15 protein-coding genes are annotated in these 17,949 nt (G+C 66.2%); 9 read left to right on the top strand and 6 right to left on the bottom strand.

Features of this window, described 5'->3' with window-relative positions; genetic code table 11:
- The first annotated feature begins 1 nt into the window (after position 1).
- The 8 genes from QFZ36_RS08465 (at position 2) to QFZ36_RS08430 (ending at position 12,596) form a co-directional block, all read left to right on the top strand.
- Entirely contained in the window at positions 2–757 is a 756-nt protein-coding gene (locus QFZ36_RS08465) for a cytochrome c biogenesis CcdA family protein (protein ID WP_306635511.1), read from the top strand.
- The gene (gene resB / locus QFZ36_RS08460; RefSeq protein ID WP_306635510.1) at positions 757–2,511 is read left to right on the top strand and encodes a cytochrome c biogenesis protein ResB; all 1,755 of its coding nucleotides are present in this window, start codon (positions 757–759) and stop codon (positions 2,509–2,511) included. The genes QFZ36_RS08465 and resB overlap by 1 nt, the downstream gene beginning before the upstream one ends.
- Positions 2,511–3,596 carry a c-type cytochrome biogenesis protein CcsB gene (gene ccsB / locus QFZ36_RS08455; protein WP_306635509.1) on the top strand — a complete coding sequence of 362 codons (1,086 nt, stop codon included), beginning with the start codon at positions 2,511–2,513 and terminating at the stop codon, positions 3,594–3,596. Before resB ends, ccsB begins: the two co-directional genes overlap by 1 nt.
- Positions 3,597–3,749: 153 nt before the next feature.
- Positions 3,750–5,915 (top strand): Hsp70 family protein, encoded by a 2,166-nt coding sequence (locus tag QFZ36_RS08450; protein WP_306635508.1) that lies wholly within the window; start codon positions 3,750–3,752, stop codon positions 5,913–5,915.
- Between the two features lies 1 nt (position 5,916).
- Positions 5,917–7,983, top strand: coding sequence for a LuxR C-terminal-related transcriptional regulator (locus tag QFZ36_RS08445; RefSeq protein WP_306635507.1), 2,067 nt, complete (start codon positions 5,917–5,919; stop codon positions 7,981–7,983).
- A gap of 166 nt (positions 7,984–8,149) precedes the next feature.
- A complete protein-coding gene (locus QFZ36_RS08440; RefSeq protein ID WP_306635506.1) occupies positions 8,150–9,148 on the top strand; it encodes an IniB N-terminal domain-containing protein in 999 nt (332 codons plus the stop codon).
- Between the two features lie 14 nt (positions 9,149–9,162).
- The gene (locus QFZ36_RS08435; protein WP_306635505.1) at positions 9,163–11,112 is read left to right on the top strand and encodes a dynamin family protein; all 1,950 of its coding nucleotides are present in this window, start codon (positions 9,163–9,165) and stop codon (positions 11,110–11,112) included.
- Positions 11,109–12,596 carry a dynamin family protein gene (locus QFZ36_RS08430; protein ID WP_306635503.1) on the top strand — a complete coding sequence of 496 codons (1,488 nt, stop codon included), beginning with the start codon at positions 11,109–11,111 and terminating at the stop codon, positions 12,594–12,596. Before QFZ36_RS08435 ends, QFZ36_RS08430 begins: the two co-directional genes overlap by 4 nt.
- Before the next feature lie 53 nt (positions 12,597–12,649).
- Here QFZ36_RS08430 and QFZ36_RS08425 read toward each other — a convergent pair whose 3' ends face one another.
- Positions 12,650–13,051: a PLD nuclease N-terminal domain-containing protein gene (locus QFZ36_RS08425; protein WP_306635501.1), complete on the bottom strand. Its 402-nt coding sequence runs from the start codon at positions 13,049–13,051 to the stop codon at positions 12,650–12,652.
- Positions 13,052–13,112: 61 nt separating this feature from the next.
- Between QFZ36_RS08425 and QFZ36_RS08420 the strand changes: the two genes are divergently transcribed.
- The gene (locus QFZ36_RS08420; RefSeq protein WP_306635499.1) at positions 13,113–13,424 is read left to right on the top strand and encodes a DUF4229 domain-containing protein; all 312 of its coding nucleotides are present in this window, start codon (positions 13,113–13,115) and stop codon (positions 13,422–13,424) included.
- A 33-nt stretch (positions 13,425–13,457) separates the two neighbouring features.
- Here QFZ36_RS08420 and QFZ36_RS08415 read toward each other — a convergent pair whose 3' ends face one another.
- The 5 genes from QFZ36_RS08415 to QFZ36_RS08395 all read right to left on the bottom strand — a co-directional run bounded on the left by QFZ36_RS08415 (position 13,458) and on the right by QFZ36_RS08395 (position 17,947).
- A complete protein-coding gene (locus tag QFZ36_RS08415) occupies positions 13,458–14,339 on the bottom strand; it encodes a 1,4-dihydroxy-2-naphthoate polyprenyltransferase (RefSeq protein WP_306635498.1) in 882 nt (293 codons plus the stop codon).
- A gap of 67 nt (positions 14,340–14,406) precedes the next feature.
- Positions 14,407–15,645, bottom strand: a complete 1,239-nt coding sequence (locus QFZ36_RS08410) for an AMP-binding protein (RefSeq protein ID WP_306635496.1) — start codon at positions 15,643–15,645, stop codon at positions 14,407–14,409.
- Positions 15,646–15,660: 15 nt separating this feature from the next.
- Positions 15,661–16,614, bottom strand: coding sequence for a 1,4-dihydroxy-2-naphthoyl-CoA synthase (locus tag QFZ36_RS08405; RefSeq protein WP_306635495.1), 954 nt, complete (start codon positions 16,612–16,614; stop codon positions 15,661–15,663).
- Between the two features lie 22 nt (positions 16,615–16,636).
- Complete coding sequence (locus QFZ36_RS08400) at positions 16,637–17,077, bottom strand: VOC family protein (protein ID WP_306635493.1); 441 nt, start codon at positions 17,075–17,077, stop codon at positions 16,637–16,639.
- A gap of 108 nt (positions 17,078–17,185) precedes the next feature.
- Positions 17,186–17,947: a CPBP family intramembrane glutamic endopeptidase gene (locus QFZ36_RS08395; protein ID WP_306635491.1), complete on the bottom strand. Its 762-nt coding sequence runs from the start codon at positions 17,945–17,947 to the stop codon at positions 17,186–17,188.
- Positions 17,948–17,949: the final 2 nt, after the last annotated feature.

Below are 17,949 nucleotides of genomic sequence, written 5' to 3'. Positions count from 1 at the left end.
CGTGAACAGCCCCTTCGCCGAAGCCATCCTTAACGGTTCGCTCCTCCTTGCCATTCCGGTGGCACTGCTGGCCGGACTGGTCTCCTTCCTTTCCCCCTGCGTCCTGCCCTTGGTGCCCGGCTACCTGGGCTACGTCACGGGGTTGTCCGGGGTGGACCTGCAGAAGCAGAAGCGCGGCCGGATGCTGGCGGGGATTGGCCTGTTCGTGCTTGGTTTCTCCGTGATCTTCGTCCTTTTGGGCGGCGCTTTCGGCCAGCTGGGCAGCCTGATCACTGGATCGCAGAACGCCTGGATCACCCAGCTCCTGGGCGTCCTGGTGATTGTGATGGGCATCGTGTTCATGGGCGGCTTCAGCTGGCTTCAGCGGGACGCCAAGATCCATGCCAAACCGCCGGCAGGGCTGTGGGGCGCACCGTTGCTGGGCCTGACGTTCGGGCTGGGCTGGGCGCCGTGCATCGGCCCCACCTACTCTGCGGTCCAGCTCCTGAGCCTCTCCGGCGGTTCGTCCGCGGCGAAGGGTGCCTTCCTGGCGTTCGTCTACAGCCTGGGGCTGGGGATCCCGTTCCTGCTGATCGCCCTGGCGCTGCGCCGGGGGATGGGAGTGATGGCCTTCTTCCGCAAGCACCGCCTGGCCATCCAGCGCATCGGCGGCGGCATTTTGGTGATCCTTGGGCTGCTGATGGCCAGCGGCGTCTGGGGCACCTGGGTCACCGGGCTGCAGTACTGGTTCCAAACTGATGTGAAGTTGCCGATCTGATGAGCGAGCGTGTGAACGTAAAGAAGAAATCTTCTGCCCCGGAGACCGGCGCCAAGGTGTCGGAGGCCAAGGCCGACGCCGCGCTGCCGGCGTTGGGACCGGCGGGCATGCTCCGCTGGGCCTGGACCCAGCTGACCAGCATGCGCACCGCCCTGTTCCTGCTGCTGCTCCTCGCCGTCGCGGCAGTTCCGGGCTCGCTGTTCCCGCAGCGCCCGGCCAACCCGTCGGTGGTCACCCAGTACATCAAGGACAACCCGGACTACGGCAAACTGCTGGACACCCTGCAGCTGTACGACGTTTACTCCTCAGCCTGGTTCTCGGCCATCTACCTGCTGCTGTTCATCTCCCTGATCGGCTGCGTGGTGCCCCGGGCCATCGCCCACTACAAGGCGATGCGCTCCCAGCCGCCGCGGACCCCCAAGCGTCTTTCCCGCCTTCCCGAGTACGGCACCCTGGTGATACCGGCCGACGCCGGGATCCCGGCGTCGGATGCCATCAACAGTGCCGCCGGGCTGCTGAAGAAGCGCGGCTACCGCGTGGAGGTCCGCGATGCCGCCGGCGAACGGCCGTCCCTGGGTGCCGAGCGGGGCTTCGCCAAAGAAGTGGGGAACCTGGTGTTCCACACGTCCCTGATCGGCGTGCTGGTGTCCGTGGCCATCGGCGGCCTGTTCGGCTACAGCGGCCAGCGCATCCTGGTGGAGGGCGACACGTTCGTCAACACCCTGGTGGGCTACGACCAGTTCACGCCGGGCACCAACTTCCAGTCGAGCCAGCTCCAGCCGTACTCGCTCCAGCTGGACAAGTTCGACATCACGTTCGACCGCGAATCCGAGGGCAAGTTCGGCCAGCCCATCGACTTCTCCGCCGCCGTGACCACCAAGGAAAACCCGGACGCGCCGGCGCAGAAGGAAATCCTGAAGGTCAACGATCCCATCACCCTGGGCGGCACCAGCATCTACCTCACCGGCAACGGCTACGCCCCCGTGGTGACCATCCGGGACGGTGAAGGAAACGTGGCCATGCAGGGTCCCGTGGTGGCCAAGCTGCAGGGCGACAACTACTACTCCTCCGTGGTGATCAAGGTCCCGGACGCCAAGCCGGAGCAGCTGGGCTTCGCCGGCTTCTTCCTGCCCACCGCGTTCGTTTCAAACGAGGGGGTTTCCTTCAGCGGGGACCCCGAGCTGTTCAACCCGCAGCTGTCACTGAACTCGTTTTACGGTGACCTGGGCCTGGGTAACGGCGCACCGCAAAACGTCTTCGAACTGGACGTCAAGAAATTGACGCCGCTGAACGCCCGGAACCTCGACGCCGGCGGAATCACCCTGGTCCCGGGAAACAGTTACACGCTCCCGGACGGTAAAGGCACCATCAGCTTCGACGGCGTAAAACGCTACATCGGCGTTGACATCCACCACAACCCCGGCCAGCTCTACGCCCTGGTTTTCGCGCTCCTGGCCGTGGCCGGCCTGATCCTCTCCTTGTACATCAACCGCCGCCGCGTCTGGATCCGCACCGGCACCCACGAGGACGGCCGCACCATGGTGGAATACGGGCTGTTGGCCCGCGGCGAAGACCACCGGCTCGCGGCGGAAGCCCAGGCCGTACGGAAGCTGCTGTCCGAGGAATGGCAGCTTGCCGCCGATCCCGCCGGGGCGGACCCCAATGAGTCCCAGCAAGCTCCCAGCAGCCCAAGCGATAATGGCGCAGGCTACATCACCACTGCCGGCCCCTCCGGGCCCGAAAAGGACCAGTAATGCTGTTTGGAATCAACGAAACCATGGGCCAGTACAGCGAGCTTTTTATGCTGCTGGCAGCCGGCACGTACACGGTGGCCTTCATCGCGTTCGCGTGGGACCTGGCCAAAAGCAGCAAAGCCCTGCGCGCCATCGACCTCAAAGCTGCGCAGGCTGAAGAGTCGGTCCGGGTGCCGGTTGGCGCAGCTGCGGGGGCCCGCAGTGAGTCCCACCTTGCCGGGCCTGCGGGCAGGGCGGAGCGGCCGTCGTCGTCCACTGCCCGGCCGGCCGGCGCAGGAGGCGGGGGAATCATCACCGCAGACGGCGACATGCGGTACGCCGCCGAACGGCGTGCTCCCGCCCGGGTTGCCGTGGCCCTGACCGTCCTGGGCGCAGTGATCCACGGCGCCGGCGTGCTGACCCGCGCCCTCGGGGCCGGCCGCGTGCCGTGGGGCAACATGTATGAATTCCTCACCACAGGCGCCTTCGTGGCCATCGCCGTGTTCCTGCTGGTGCTGATCCGGCGCGACCTGCGGTTCCTGGGAACGTTTGTGGTGGGCCTGGGCATCATTATGCTGGTGGCGGCCTCCGTGGCGTACTGGACCCCGGTGGGGCACCTGGTCCCGGCCCTGCAGAGCTACTGGCTGATCATCCACGTCTCCATCGCGGTGCTCTCCTCCGCACTGTTCACCCTGACGTTCGCCATGTCTGCGCTCCAGCTGGTCCAGTCCCACCGGCAAAAAACCGTGGCCGCGGGCGGTGCGGACAAGCTCGGCTTCATGCGCCTGGTGCCGTCCGCGCTGAGCCTGGAAAACCTGTCCTACCGGATCAACGCCATCGCCTTCATCGGCTGGACCTTCACCCTGATGTTCGGTGCCATCTGGGCCGAAAAGGCGTGGGGCAGGTTCTGGGGCTGGGACACCAAGGAAGTCTGGACCTTCGTGATCTGGGTGGTGTACGCCGGCTACCTCCACGCGCGCGCAACCCGTGGCTGGACCGGAACACGCGCCGCCTGGCTCTCGATCGTCGGCTACTCGTGCGTGATCTTCAACTTCACCATCGTGAACCAATTCTTCAACGGGCTTCACTCGTACTCCGGGCTCTGAACACAGGTTTCGTCCCCGCACTGAGGGAAATGCGGGGTAAAAACCAATCGGTGTAGCAATAGGGGTGTTCGCCGTCCTGCCGTGATGCTACCTTGGTGACGTTCGCCTGTGATGAAGTTTGCAGGCGAAACACCAGTTTTTCCCGAGGTACCCATGGACTATGTACTTGGCATAGATGTCGGGACCAGTTTCACCGCGGCCGCCGTGGCCCGTTTTGGCCAGGGTTCCCCTGCCCCGGAGTGCCTCCCGCTGGGACTCCGGGGCACAGCCGTGCCCTCAGTGGTGTATTACCCCGAGGAGGGTCCCCTGCTGGTGGGGGAGGCCGCAGAACGCCGCAGCCTCGATTACCCTGGCCGCGCAGTGCGGGAATTCAAGCGCCGGGTGGGCGACGCCGTTCCTATCTCCGTGGGCGGGCTGTCCGTGGACCCAGAGGATGTCTTTGCCACGATGACGCGCTGGGTGGTGGACCGGGCAACCGAGCGCGAGGGGGCCCCGCCGTCGGAAGTCATCCTCACCCACCCCGCTGCCTGGGGCAGCCACCGCACCTCCCTGATCCTGGCGGCACTTGCCGCCAAAAGCCTGGACAACGTCACGCTCGTCCCCGAACCGGAAGCGGCGGCGCTCTACTACGCCTCGCAGGTCCGGGTGGAGGTGGGCAGCACCATCGGCGTCTACGACCTCGGCGGCGGAACCTTTGATACCGCTGTCCTCCGGAAGGCGGCCAGCAACCGGTTCCAGCTTGTGGGGCGCCCGGAGGGCATCGAGAACCTGGGCGGTGCCGACTTTGACGCGGAGGTCTTCCGCTACGTCGCCGGGCACACCGGTGACGTCCTGTCCACGCTCAACCCTGCAGACGCCGGGGTGCGCGCCGCCCTGGGCAGGCTGAGGCGTGAATGCGTGGAAGCCAAGGAAGCGCTCTCCTCGGACAGCGAGGCCAACATTTCGGTGCTCCTTCCCGGCTTCCAGCAGCAGATCCGCCTGGTGCGTTCGGAATTTGAAGCGCTGATCGAGGATTCCGTCCGCGATACTGTCGAAGCGCTGGAACAGTCGCTTGCCCAGTTGGAGCTGGAACCTGCGGACCTTTCCGCGGTGCTGCTGATTGGCGGTTCATCGCGGATCCCGCTCGTGGCGCAGCTGATCTCGGAACAGCTCGACCGGCCCATCGCCGTCGATGCCGACCCCAAATCATCCATCTGCCTGGGCGCCGCGTTGTCCGCCGTGCTGGCACGCGCGGAGGCAGAGGCCCGGGCAGCGGCCGAGGAGCTGCTTGCGGAGGCCGCCGCCGCTATCGGACTGGCTCCGGACGGGGGCGCGCACGTTGCCCGCCTTGCCAGTTGGTCACGCAAGAGTACGACGGCGGCCGGCGCGCCGTCAGGAGCCGCCGCCTCGGTCCACGGCCACGGCGGCATCCACGGCGGCGCGCACGCCCCGAAGCCCACGGTCAGGCTGACCGCCATCGCAGCCGCTGCGGCCTTGGTGAGTGTCCTCACCGCCACGGCCGCGCAGGGCCCGGCGGGCTTCAGTAACCTGGCATCCGTTTTTGTGCCGGAGGCGGGGGCGGCTCCTGAGGAGGTTGCGGCTCCGGGTGGTCTTGGCGATTCAGGGGGTTCCGGGGGTGGAAGCGGGGCGGTAGCTGCGGCGGCCGGCACGCCATTGGCCACCATTGAGGCCCGGGTGAACGATGTTTCCCCAGCAACTGGCGGGCCGGGCCTTACTGTGGACACCTCACCCGCCAGCCAGCCGGCATGGAGCGCGGCAGCCGAGAATTGGTTGGCTGCTGGGGGAGCCCTGGCACTTGACGGTCCAGGAGTTGCAGCCGGGGGAGGCGCCGTCATCGCTGACGCCGGTAGTGGTGCCGGGACCACTGATCCCGCCGGCACACCCGTGGTTGCGGTTGATCCTGTGACGGGTGAGCCGGTGCCGGTTGATCCTGTGACGGGCGAGCCGGTGCCGCCCACTGATTCCGGCACCCCCACGCCTGTACCGTCGTCCGAACCGGCGGTAACCCCGGAGCCGTCGTCCGAACCTGCGGTAACGCCGGAGCCGTCGTCCGAACCGGCGGTAACGCCGGAGCCGTCGTCCGAGCCGACGGGCGCGCCGGAGCCGTCGTCGGAAGCGACGGGCGCGCCGGCGCCGTCGTCGGAACCGACGGTAACGTCGCCGGCGCCGTCGTCGGAACCGACGGTAACGTCGCCGGCGCCGTCGCCCGAACCGACGGTAACGTCGCCGTCACCCGGACTGGCGGTAACGCCACCACCCGCCACCGATCCTGCCGTGACGGACCCGGCTGCCCCCGTCGTCCCAGGAATGGTGGCCTAGGATGGCTGGCCAGGACACACGCGTCGAAGAGTATGGTTTCCTGACGCCGGAGCTGAACCCCAGCCGATCGGCCCACGCTGCCGAGCAGATGGCCCGGCAGCTCAACGGCGAGAACGCGGCGGTCCGTGAACTCCTGCTGGCGCTGTCCGTCGGTTTTGTGCTGCCCGGCCCGTTGTCCGCGGACCTGCAGCGGAAGATTGACCTGGGCCAGGTGGAAAGCCTGGACGCCCTGGTGGGGCGCGCAGAAGCCGCCGGCCTGCTGACCCCTGACGGAACTGTGGTGGGACCAGCCCAGCACGCCCTGCTGGCGGTGGCGCCGACCACCAGGGTGCACGCGCTCCAGCGCGAGCTCGTGTCCGCGCACGCGTCGGTGGGCCAGCCGCTCGGGGACCTTGCCCGCGAAATGGCACGCGGCGGCCTGGCGGATTCCCGTGTTGCCTCCGAGCTGGAACGCGCAGGTGACAAGGCGCTGGAACATAATCCGGGGCTGGCCTCCCAGCTCTACGATGAAGCCCTGCTGGCTGGAGCCGACGAAATAGCAACCGCGGCACGCCGTGCCCAGGCTGCAGCCGCTGATGGGGGCCTGGACAGGGCCACCCAAATCCTCGACACCCTCCTGGTGCGTGCTGATCCGCCCGACGTGCGCCGCGGGGTGGACGTGGCGGCGGCGGTGTGGGCACAGCGGGGCATGCTGGCACAGGGCGGGGACACATACAGCTGGCTGGGTGCCTCAAGGGTGGGCCCTTCGGCACCCCTCGCCGCGGTCGCCATGATCGGATGTGGCAACCTTCCCGGCGCCACAGCATTGTTCCAGGCAGATGCGCCGCCGGCAGCTCCCACCTTGCTGTCGGCCTCGCTCACGGAGACCGGCAGGGGCATCCTGGAGTCGCTGGCAATGGATCCCCACCGGGCGCTCCCGGTGCTGATCCACGCCTCGGACATGCTTAACGCCACCGGTACTGCACTTCCCCTCCCGGACACCCCTGCCGCCCTGGCCGCGCTTCTTGCCCTGCACACGGGGGAGCCCCATTTGGCAGAAACCGTCTGCCGGTCCGCTGCGGCAGCGGGCCAGGGCGGAAACGCCGCCAAGCCACGGCTCTTCCTGCTTCAAGCGTGGTCGGCTATGCAGCAGGACAGGCTTGACGACGTCCGGCTTGCCATCAATGAGGCCTCAAAAGTGAACCACTGGCCGTTGGTCCCGCGGGATGAATTCCTGTGTGCGGCGCTGGAAGTGGGGCTCGCCCGGCGCAACGGCGAGATCCCGGAACTCCTGACGGCGTGGGAGCGGGCCCATGAAGCCATGCTCCACACCTCGGTGGACCTTTACAGCCTGCTGCCGTGGGCCGAGCTGATGATCGCGGCCGCGCGGCTGCGGGAGACCCGCCGGGTGGCACATTATCTGGAGGCGGCGAATCAATTGCTGGGCCGCCTCGGTGATCCGCCCCTGTGGGCGGTGCCGTTCCACTGGGCAGCCGTCCAGGCAGCCCTGCTCGGCGACAGCCCGGCTGACCTGGCTCCCCATGCCGCCGCCCTGGCCCGGGCCGCGAACCACAGCCACCTTGCTGCAGTGTTTGCCGGCGCTGGTAAGGCCTGGGTTTCGGTTCTGGCAGGAAAGTTCCGCCCTGTGGACGTTGAGTCCGCGGCTCGGGGACTGGCCAGGGTCGGAATGTCCTGGGAAGGCGCCAGGCTGGCCGGCCATGCCGCTGCGCGGGCCGACGAACGCAAGGATATGGTGCGCCTGCTCTCGTGTGCGAGGGACCTTCACCCGCAGTCAGGCCCGGGAGGAAACGGAACCTCCAGGGGTCATGAGTCCCGCGATACCTCTGCCGAAGGTGCCAACGGCATGCATCCGGAGGGCTCGGGCCTGAGCGAACGGGAAAAGGAAGTTGCCAGGCTGGTACTTGAGGGCAAGACGTACCGGGAGATCGGGGAGGCAATCTACATCTCGCCGAGGACTGCCGAACACCATATTGCCCGCATGCGCCGCCGCCTCGGTGCCGAAAACCGCTCCGACCTGCTGGCAAGGCTGCGGCTGGTCCTGGCTTCGGAAAACCATGAACAGGATTGAACCGAAAACCCCTAAGACCCGTATCGGGAAGGGCTTCAGTTTCCCAGGGGCGGGGGAGGCGGGTAGGGGGAAATGGCCCGATGCCCGCACCGGAAGGGGAACCGTAGGTTTGACTCAAGCCGGGTGTGCAGGGCGATCCGCACCGCAGAGAGATTGAGGACCACCAATGACAGTCGCAAGCGATCTGGTCCGGTTCCTGATGCAACTCTTTGGCGACCGCGAGGCCACACAGGAATTCCTGGCAAATCCGGAGCGAGTCCTCGAGGACCATGGCCTGGGTGCTGTCTGCTCGGCCGACGTTGACGCAGCCATGCCGGTTGTCCTGGACTATGCGCCCGTTACGGTCAATGCTTCCCGGTTGGACCGGGACTACAACACCGGCGGCAACGGCGCAGCCACGGGGCCCGGCGCCAGCGGCGGAATCGCCTACACCCCGCCTCCAGCGGGCGGCGGGGACGGGGGCGGAGACCCCGGGCACGAGGACAATGCACACGCCATCCAGCAGCTCCAACGCATTGTAAACAACTACTCCTATACTTCAACCGTGGACGACCGGGACACCATCACCGACCAGTCCGTCAACCAGAACATCTGGGCGGATGGCGACATCGAGCAATGGTTCGACAACGATTCCGTAGTGGCTTCCGGCGCCCACGCCATCGCCGCCGGCGACGACGTTGACATCGACATTGACGTTGACGCTGATCATTCCATCGACGTTGAGGACTCCTACAACCAGGACGACTCAAGCGATAACTCCATCCACGCAGGCAGCGACGTCAACATCGGCACCGGGGAGACAGTCATCGATGACTCCTTCAACACCGACGTTGACATTGATGCCGATCTGGACGCCGTGGGCAACACTGAGGACAACCCGACGAATATCGATTTGGCCTCCGGTAATGACAATTCCAGCGACGACGCGTTCAATGAGACGGATATCGATGCTGAGCTGACCAATGCCGGCAACCCGGACTATTCCGACGTCACCTTGGACGATGTGGGGAATGAAACCACCATTCTCGATAACGTTGGCCACGAGGACACTGAACTGGAGGACTTTGGCAACGGGAACTCCCATGATGCGCCGCTCACTGTTGGGGACCTTGAGGACAATAACTTCGCCGCAGCCGGGGATGACGCCGCTGTCGATGACTCATAAGTAAAGGAGGCGCTGTGGCAGATGCAGGGCCGGCAAGACCATCAACCCCCCTGACCCAGGTCCAACTCGTTAGCCTGGTGGAGCAGGGCCTGGAACTGGTGGGCACCGGAGACCGCCTGGATCTCCGGAAACGCCTGGACCAGACGCTAAGAAGGTTGCAGGACCCCAGCATCCGCGTCATCGTTGTGGGCGAATTCAAGCAAGGCAAAAGCAAGCTCATCAACGCCCTCGTGAACGCTCCGGTGTGCCCTGTCGATGACGACATCGCCACCTCCGTCCCCACCGTAGTCCGCTATGGCGACACCGCCTCCGCCGCCATCCTGGTTCCCGCGGCAGACGCCAACGACGACACCGACGTTGAACGCCAGCCCGTCCCGATCGCTGACCTGCCGTCCTATGTTTCCGAGCGGGGCAACCCCGGAAACAGTAAAAAACTTGTGGCGGGCGAGGTGTACCTGCCGCGAAAGCTGCTCACGGGCGGCCTCACGGTCATCGACACCCCTGGCGTGGGCGGGCTTAATTCGGCCCACACCCTTACCACCCTCACCGCGCTTCCCACCGCTGATGCCATGGTGCTGGTATCTGATGCTTCGCAGGAGTACACGGAACCGGAACTTCGTTTCCTCCGCCAGGCCATGCGGCTCACTCCCAGCGTTGTGGGCGTCCTGTCCAAGACGGACCTCTATCCGGACTGGCGGCGCGTTGAGGAGATCGACCGCGGACACCTTGCCCGAGTGGCGCAGGACATCCCGCTTTTCAGCGTCTCCTCCGACCTCCGCCTGGAAGCCGCGCGCCTGGAGGACACCGAACTGAACGTAGAGTCCGGTTTCCCGGGCCTGATCACCTACATCCGAAACGAGATCGTGGGGAAGGCGCAGCGCATCCAGCGGCGTTCCGTCAGCCAGGACCTGCTGTCGGTCGCCGAGAATCTTCGGCTGTCCCTGCAATCGGAACTGGAAGCATTCGAAAACCCGGAAAAAACGCCGCAGATGATTGCCGGCCTGGAAGCAGCCAGAGCGGAAGCCGACGAGCTGCGCAGGCGGTCCGCCCGCTGGCAGACCACCCTCAATGACGGCATCAGCGACCTCATGGCGGACATGGAATATGACCTCAGGGACCGGCTGCGCCGGATCCAGCGGGAAGCCGAGGCCGCCATCGACGCCGGTGATCCCGGGCCTATCTGGCCCCAATTCTCCACCTGGCTCGAGGATTGCGTCGCTGCGGCGATCTCGGACACGTTCGTCTGGACCAGCGAGCGGGCGCAGTGGCTCGCCGCCCAGGTGGCGGAGCATTTCGCCGAGGACGAGGTTGCCCTGCCCGTCCTCCACGTTTCAGACACCGGAGACGTCCTGGATCCCGTGGATGACATGCCCGTGCTGGACAGCGGCCGCATCAACCCGATCCAAAAGGTGCTGATCGGCATGCGCGGGTCCTACGGCGGTGTGCTGATGTTCGGCCTGCTGACCGGGATCTTCGGCATGGCCCTCATCAACCCCCTCTCCGTGGGTGCCGGGCTCCTGCTGGGCCGCAAGGCCTACCGGGAAGACAGGGAAGCAAGGCTGAAGCGGCGCCAGGCCGAGGCCAAGGCCCTGGTACGGCGCCAACTGGACGACGTCACCTTCCAGGTGGGCAAGCAGTTGAAGGACCGGCTGCGGCTTGTCCAGCGCTCCACCCGGGACCATTTCACGGAGATCGCAGACCAGCATCACCGTTCCCTGGCGGATTCCGTGGCCGCAGCCCAGAAGGCAGCAGCCACTTACGCCCTGGAAAAGGTGGCACGGATCCGCGAAATCAAGGTTGAGCTCAAAAAGGTTGAGGCGTTGGCGCGTGCCGCCGAGGCGGTGGCGGCCGAAGTGGCAGCCGGCGCACCGCGGGCCCGCAAGTCCGCCGCGCAGAATCCGGAACCGCCGGCCGGCCCGGCCCCTGTGGTGGGAGTGCCGCCTGCTGCGGCGGGGGTGGTATGACGGCGTCAACAATTGCGGGAGCAGCGGACCTCGTCCGGGAGGCGCTGGACGCCTACCGGGATGATCCGGCAGCCGTGGCAGTACTCCAGGGTTATGCCAGGAGACTGGAAGAACCGCTGCGGATTGCCCTCGCCGGCATGGTGAAGGCAGGGAAGTCCACGCTCCTGAACGCCATCCTCGGTGAGGAGATAGCCCCCACGGACACTGCGGAGTGCACCCGGATCGTCACCTGGTACCGCTACGGCTACACGCCGCGGATCACGCTGTACCCGGTTGAGGGCCCACCGCGCCGCCTTCCCGTCAAGCGCGTGAACGGCCGATTGGTGTTTGTCCTTGGCAACGTCAAGGCGGACGACGTCGGCCGCCTTGACGTCGAGTGGCCGTCACCAGGCCTGCGGGACATGACCCTCATCGACACCCCGGGTATCGCTTCCCTCTCGGAAGACGTGGCGGCACGGTCCACCAGGTTCCTCACACCGGAGGACACGCCGTCGGAAGCGGACGCCGTCATTTACCTGATGCGCCACATGCATGCATCGGACCTGCGGTTCCTGGAAGCGTTCAAGGACACCGAAGCAGGGAAGTCCGGTACGGTCAACGCCCTTGCTGTCCTCTCCCGGGCCGATGAGGTGGGTGGAGGAAGGATCGATTCCCTCCTTGCCGCCGGGGAAATCGCCGAAAGATACCGGCGGGACCACAACCTGCGGAAGCTGGCGTTGGGGGTGGTCCCGGTGGCGGGACTTCTGGCCCAGAGCGCCCGCACCATGCGCCAGTCCGATTTCGAGGCCCTGCAGTTGCTGGCCGGGATGGAACGGGCAGACCGGGAAAAGCTCCTCTTGTCCGCGGACCGCTTCCTGCGTGCTGCAGGCCCGGAAGGATTGACGACGGCGGCCCGCGCCGCGCTGCTGGAAAGGTACGGTGTGTTCGGCATCCGCCTTTCAGCCGTCCTCATCCGCAACGGGTTTGCCGAACCGACGCCCCTGGCGACCGAACTCGCCCGGCGCAGCGGGCTGCATCCCCTTCTTGAACTGCTGGCGCGCCAGTTCCAGGCCCGGGCCGACGCGCTTAAGGCCAGGACCGCCCTGGTGGGGGTGGAAACCCTGCTGCGGACTTCACCCCGCGAGGGGACCGGCAAGCTGGCAGTGGCACTGGAACGGCTGCAGGTCAACGCCCACGAGTTCCGTGAACTGCGGCTCCTGGCAGCCCTCCGGACCACCGGGGTTACGCTGCCCGCTGGGCTCGCCAACGAAGCCGAGGGCCTCATTGGTGGCTGGGGTGCCGCCTCGCACGTGCGGCTCGGACTGGAGGCCGGCGCCGGCCCGGACCAGCTCGCTGCCGAGGCACGCAGCCGATTGGAACGCTGGCGGGCCGTAGCTGAAAACCCGTTGACCGACCGATCCGCTGTCGAGGTGTGCAGGGTGGTCATCCGCAGCTGTGAGGGCATTGTGGCCATCTGTACCCAGGCGGCGGGCCAGCCCGCTTAGCCGCTGGATCAAGGGGCCGATTTCAACGGCCGGATTTCAGCCAGGCGTAGCCCCTACTTCAGCCCGTCGGTATCGTGTTCGTCGGATTCGTGTTTGTCCTTGCCGCCGGCCGTGCCATCGCCTCGGTTCTTCGCCTTGGCATCCAGTTCAGCCTTCAGCCTCTTCAGGCGCTCGGCTTCCGCCTGGTTGCGCCGGCGGGCTTCAAGGTTGCGGAGGAAGTCCGGATCATCGTCCGGAGCGGTGGGATGGCGCTGGCTCTGTTGGGGAGAGGCTCCTCGCGGCCGGCCGATCAGGAGCCAGAGAATAGCGCCGATGACGGGCAAAACAATCATGACCACGATCCAGGCCGGTTTGGAGATCCCCCGGGTGAGTCGCCCATCAGTGCGGATCACGTCCACGAGGCCATACACAAAGATGACGAGGACTGCCACGGCCAAAGCCACACGGAGGAGCATGCCATTAAGTCTATCGTCAGGAGGCGCGGGGGCCTTCGGCCGGAGGCGGCTAAACTTGAATGTGGCCTTTTTGAAATATTCCCTGATCCGCCTGGCTCTCTTTGCGCCCCTGTTCGTAGTTTTTATGTTCCTGCAGCTGGGCGTGCTGATGTCCGTCATCTGCGCGGCACTGATCGCCTTCGCCGTGAGCTACCTGTTCTTCCAGAAGCAGCGGGATGAGGCGGCAGCGGCCCTGCACCAGCGTTTTTCCGGCCAGGCCAAGCCGCTCCGCTCCGCCAATGAAGTCCAGGACGCCAACGCCGAGGACGCCCTCCTGGATGCCAACCCGGATATCGCCATCAGAAACGACGCCAAGCATCCCAAACAGTCCTAGCAGCGCCTTAGCCCAGGCCTGGAAGATCCGGTCCTAGAAGCCGTGGCTGAGCACCAGGCCCAGTGAGAACAGCAGGCTGTACCCGAGATTGATCAGCCCGGTCTGCTTCAGGACCGGGATGAGGCTCTTGCGCTTGCGCCCGTTGATCATCAGCCAGGCAGGCATCAGGCACGCCGGAATAAGCAGCAGAACGATCAGCATCCACGGCCGTCCGGGGGCCAGGATCACCACCAGCATGATGGCCACGGCGAGCATCAGGACGTAGCTCTCGCGGGCATGCTTGTCACCCAACCGTACGGCGAGGGTTTTCTTTCCCGCCTGGATATCGGTGGGGATGTCGCGGACGTTGTTGGCCATCAGCAGCGCCGTGGCAATCAGCCCGGTGCCGATCGCGCCGATGATGGCCGGCAGGTTGATCTGTCCCGCCTGCGTATACGTGGTGCCCAGTGTGGCCACCAGCCCGAAGAAAACAAACACAAACACGTCGCCCAGGCCCATGTAGCCATAGGGGTTTTTGCCGCCGGTATAGCCCCAGGCCGCCATGACGCACCCCAGCCCCACCAGGATCAGCCACCAGCTCTGCGTGATGATCACCAGGACCAGCCCGAAAATCATGGCGGCACCAAACGTACCGAACGCAGCATATTTGACGTGCTCGGGCTTGGCGGCGCCTGAACCTACCAGGCGGAGCGGACCCACCCGGTCGTCGTCGGTGCCGCGGATACCGTCTGAGTAGTCATTGGCGAAGTTCACACCCACTTGGAGCAGAAGTGCCACGAGCGCCGCAAGGATGGCGTTGAACAGGAGGAACGAATCCATCTCATAGGCGGCGGCGGAGCCGATCAGCACCGGCGCAATCGCAGCGGGCAGCGTCCGGAGTCGGGCGCCTTGGATCCATTGTGCGGCTGTGGCCACGGTCAGTACCTCGCGTTGGTTTGGGAAGGCGGCAGGGTGGTGTCCTGCCCGGTGGTGCAGGTCTACTTTACTTTCCCTGGTGCAGGGCGTTGAGTTCGGCGGCCATTGCCAGCCGGTCGGGCTTACCGTTCGGCAGCATCAGCAGTGCCTTGGCGGCGAGTACTGTTTTGGGCGCCAGGATGCCCAGCGTCCGGTGCCATTCCTGTTCAAGGACGACGGCGTGGTCCCGGCCTGACGCGAAGCCGACGGCTTCGGCGGCGGTCCCGGCCCCTGTCCCTGAGCCTTTTTCGGCCAGTGCCACGTAGGCGGCCACCGCCTGGCCCCACTCCGCGGACGGGACACCGGTCACAAAGGCTGCGGCGACGGCGTCGGACTTTTCCAGCGCTTTCTGCACATGCGCCGCCGAAACTTTGATGCCGCCGGTGATGATGACATCATCGGCCCGGCCCAGGACGGTGAGCCGGCCGTCGTGGTCGATGCTGCCCAGATCACTGGTGCGGTACCAGCGGACGCCGTCCTCCTCGAAGAAGGTGGCGTTGGCCTCATCCGGCGCTTCGAGGTAGCCCGCCGCGATGGTGTCGCCGCCCAGCAGGATCCGGCCGTCAGGCTCAACCCGGACGGACACCCCTTCCAGCGGGAAGCCGTTATAGACGCAGCCGCCGCAGGACTCGGCAGAGCCGTAGGTGGTGACGACGCGGACGCCGGCCTCCGCGGCGGCGGCCAGCAGCGGCGCGGGGGCGGGGGCGCCGCCCAGCAGGATGGCGTTGAACCGGCGGAGTACTGCCAGGGTGTCCGGGGAGGGCGCGTCCAGGAGCCGCTGTAGCTGGGTGGGGACCAGCGAGGTGAACCGGATTTTGTCGGTCAGTTCCAGGGCCGCAGCCGTGAAGGCTTCGGGGGTGAACCCGCCGGACATGTCCATCACCCAGGGGCGGGTGCCGGCGAACAGCGAACGCACCAGGACCTGGATGCCCGCCACGTACTGGACGGGCAGCGCGAGGAGCCACTGGCCTTCACCCTTGAGCGCCAGGGCCGTGGACATCGAGGATGCGGCCAGGGATTCGACCGTCAGGACGGTGGCCTTGGGGGTCCCGGTGGAACCGGAGGTGCGGACCACGGCCACGGCGTCGTCGCAGCCAGGCGTGTCCACATGGCCTACCACCAGGTGTCCGTCCCCATCGACGGAAAGTTCGACGGCGGGGCCCTCGCCGTGGAGTGCGGCGGCCAGGGCCTTCAGGGCCGGTTCGATGTTGGGGGCGCCGGTGATCTGTGTGTTGCTGCTGGTGGAGCCTGTTGGTTCGCTGCTCATTTGCCGGGTCCTGCCTTAGAAGTAGTGCGGGAAGTTGGACCAGTCCGGATCGCGTTTTTGCAGGAATGCCTCCTTGCCCTCCACCGCCTCGTCCGTCATGTAGGCCAGCCGCGTGGCTTCGCCGGCGAAAACCTGCTGGCCCGCGAGTCCGTCGTCGGCAAGGTTGAAGGCGAACTTGAGCATGCGGATGGCCTGCGGCGACTGCCGCGCAATGTCCGCCGCGTATTCCAGGGCAACCTCTTCGAGACGCCCGTGGTCCACGGCCTCATTCACGGCCCCCATCCGGACCATGTCCTCCGCGGAATATTCGCGGGCCAGGAAGAAAATTTCCCGGGCGGCCTTCTGCCCGATCTGGCGCGCCAGCAGGGCCGAGCCGTAGCCGGCGTCGAAGCTTCCCACCGTGGCGTCCGTCTGCTTGAACTTGCCGTGCTGCCGGGAGGCGATGGTGAGGTCGGCCACCACATGCAGGGAGTGCCCGCCGCCGGCAGCCCAGCCATTGACGACGGCGATGACCACCTTGGGCATGGTCCGCATCAGCCGCTGGACTTCCAGGATGTGCAGCCTGCCGGCCCGGGCGGGGTCGATGCTCTCCTGGGTCTCGCCGTCTGCATACCGATACCCGTCCCTGCCCCTGATCCGCTGGTCCCCGCCGGAGCAGAAGGAGTGGCCGCCGTCCCTCGGGGAGGGGCCGTTGCCGGTGAGCAGGACGGTGGCGACGTCCGGTGACATCCGTGCGTGGTCCATCGCCCGGTACAGCTCATCCACCGTGCCGGGCCGGAATGCGTTGCGGACCTCGGGCCGGTTGAAAGCGATCCGGACCGTGGGCAGGTCACGCACCCACCCGCCGTCGGAATCCCTTTCCACCTGCCGGTGGTAGGTCATGTCCTGGAAGTCGTCAAAGCCGGACACAACACGCCAGCGGGTGGGATCGAAGACGTCGGACACCGAGGCGGGGATTTGGTTGCTCACCGTCCAAGTCTAGTAATCGGGGTCAGTTGATGCAGAACTCGTTGCCCTCAGGGTCCGCCATCGTGTGCCAGGAATGCGGTCCCTCATTGGCTGTCCAAAGGAACGTGGCACCCCGGGCCTCCAGTTCCCGGCGCACCTCGTCCTTGTCCCGGCCCGCCAGGTTGATGTCCCAGTGCACGCGGTTCTTGACTCTTTTGTCCTCCGGCGCCGTCTGGAACAGGAGGCGCCGCGTGGGTGCCTTCACCTCGAGTTCCTCGGGCGGCCGGATGGCGCACGCATCACGCCACACGAGCACCCCGTTGTGGATGGTTGTCTGATCATCGCTGGCGTACCCCTGCTCGATCATGGACCGGATGAAACCTTCGTCCTGGGGCTCCACGGCCCAGTCCAGGGACTCCGCCCACCACTCGGCCAGATGGTGCGGATCACGGCAGTCAATGACAATCTGGATATTCAGTCCCATGCCACCAAGCTACGTGGGCCAGGGCCGGTGCGACAGGGCCGGTACGGGCATCTTCCGGTGTTCACGGTCCAAGGGTCCAGCCATTCGGCGTAGCCGCAGCCCGCCTGGCTAGGCCGGGACCTGCTGGAGCTGTTCGTAGACCTCCGGCGGGATGGCGTAGATGAACACCACTGCCAGCAGGTTCTTGGCGGCATGGACAAAGTAGGAGAACATCAGGTTCCTGCCGGTCCAGACATAGACGAACACCAGCGTTGCCCCCATGGCCAGGTACGGCAGCAGGACGGTGAGCGTCAGCGCCTCCCGGCCCACGATGTGCAGGGCGGCGAACAGGAGGACAGACAACCCGCAGCACACCCAGAGGTTGATACGCCGGCTCAGCTTTCCGATCAGCAGGTGGCGGAAGATGTATTCCTCCACGAACGGGCCCACCACCACCAGCAGCGGGACCATCAGCCACGCCGGGACCTGCTGCATCAGTGCCTGGAGTCCCGCCTGGTTTTCGGAGGTTGCCACATTGCCGCTGGCCGCCACCACCACGGCCGTGAGGATCATCATCACAATCACGGCGGCGGGAACCATCATCAGGGTGAACCACGGCCGGGTTGCCAGCACCCGCAGGTCACGGCCCACCACCTGGCGGGCGGCCAGGAGCGCCAGGATTCCCACCGAGGCATAAAAGAGCAGGTTCATGGCGTAGGAGGCCGCGGCCGGCGTGGGAGCGACCTGCCGGAGGAAGGGCGCCACCAGCTCCCTGGCCACCGCGAAGAATCCGGCAATAGCCACGTACAGGCCCACCGCTGTGAAGTCGAGGGGCGAAAAGCGGTAGAGCTGTGGCTGCGGTGCGGGTGGTCGGCGGTGTGCGATGGCCATGT

Source organism: Pseudarthrobacter siccitolerans (assembly GCF_030823375.1).
Taxonomy (GTDB): domain Bacteria; phylum Actinomycetota; class Actinomycetes; order Actinomycetales; family Micrococcaceae; genus Arthrobacter; species Arthrobacter siccitolerans_A.
The sequence above is the reverse complement of the archived record's forward strand: the minus strand, read 5'-3'. Positions and strand labels throughout refer to the sequence as shown.

Excerpts from the sequence above, each read along its gene's own strand:
- resB (WP_306635510.1), top strand. The coding sequence starts at position 757 with ATGAGCGAGCGTGTGAACGTAAAGAAGAAATCTTCTGCCCCGGAGACC.
- ccsB (WP_306635509.1), top strand. The coding sequence starts at position 2,511 with ATGCTGTTTGGAATCAACGAAACCATGGGCCAGTACAGCGAGCTTTTT.
- QFZ36_RS08450 (WP_306635508.1), top strand. The coding sequence starts at position 3,750 with ATGGACTATGTACTTGGCATAGATGTCGGGACCAGTTTCACCGCGGCC.
- QFZ36_RS08445 (WP_306635507.1), top strand. The coding sequence starts at position 5,917 with ATGGCTGGCCAGGACACACGCGTCGAAGAGTATGGTTTCCTGACGCCG.
- QFZ36_RS08440 (WP_306635506.1), top strand. The coding sequence starts at position 8,150 with ATGACAGTCGCAAGCGATCTGGTCCGGTTCCTGATGCAACTCTTTGGC.
- QFZ36_RS08430 (WP_306635503.1), top strand. The coding sequence starts at position 11,109 with ATGACGGCGTCAACAATTGCGGGAGCAGCGGACCTCGTCCGGGAGGCG.
- QFZ36_RS08425 (WP_306635501.1), bottom strand. The coding sequence starts at position 13,051 with ATGCTCCTCCGTGTGGCTTTGGCCGTGGCAGTCCTCGTCATCTTTGTG.
- QFZ36_RS08410 (WP_306635496.1), bottom strand. The coding sequence starts at position 15,645 with ATGAGCAGCGAACCAACAGGCTCCACCAGCAGCAACACACAGATCACC.
- QFZ36_RS08400 (WP_306635493.1), bottom strand. The coding sequence starts at position 17,077 with ATGGGACTGAATATCCAGATTGTCATTGACTGCCGTGATCCGCACCAT.
- QFZ36_RS08395 (WP_306635491.1), bottom strand. The coding sequence starts at position 17,947 with ATGGCCATCGCACACCGCCGACCACCCGCACCGCAGCCACAGCTCTAC.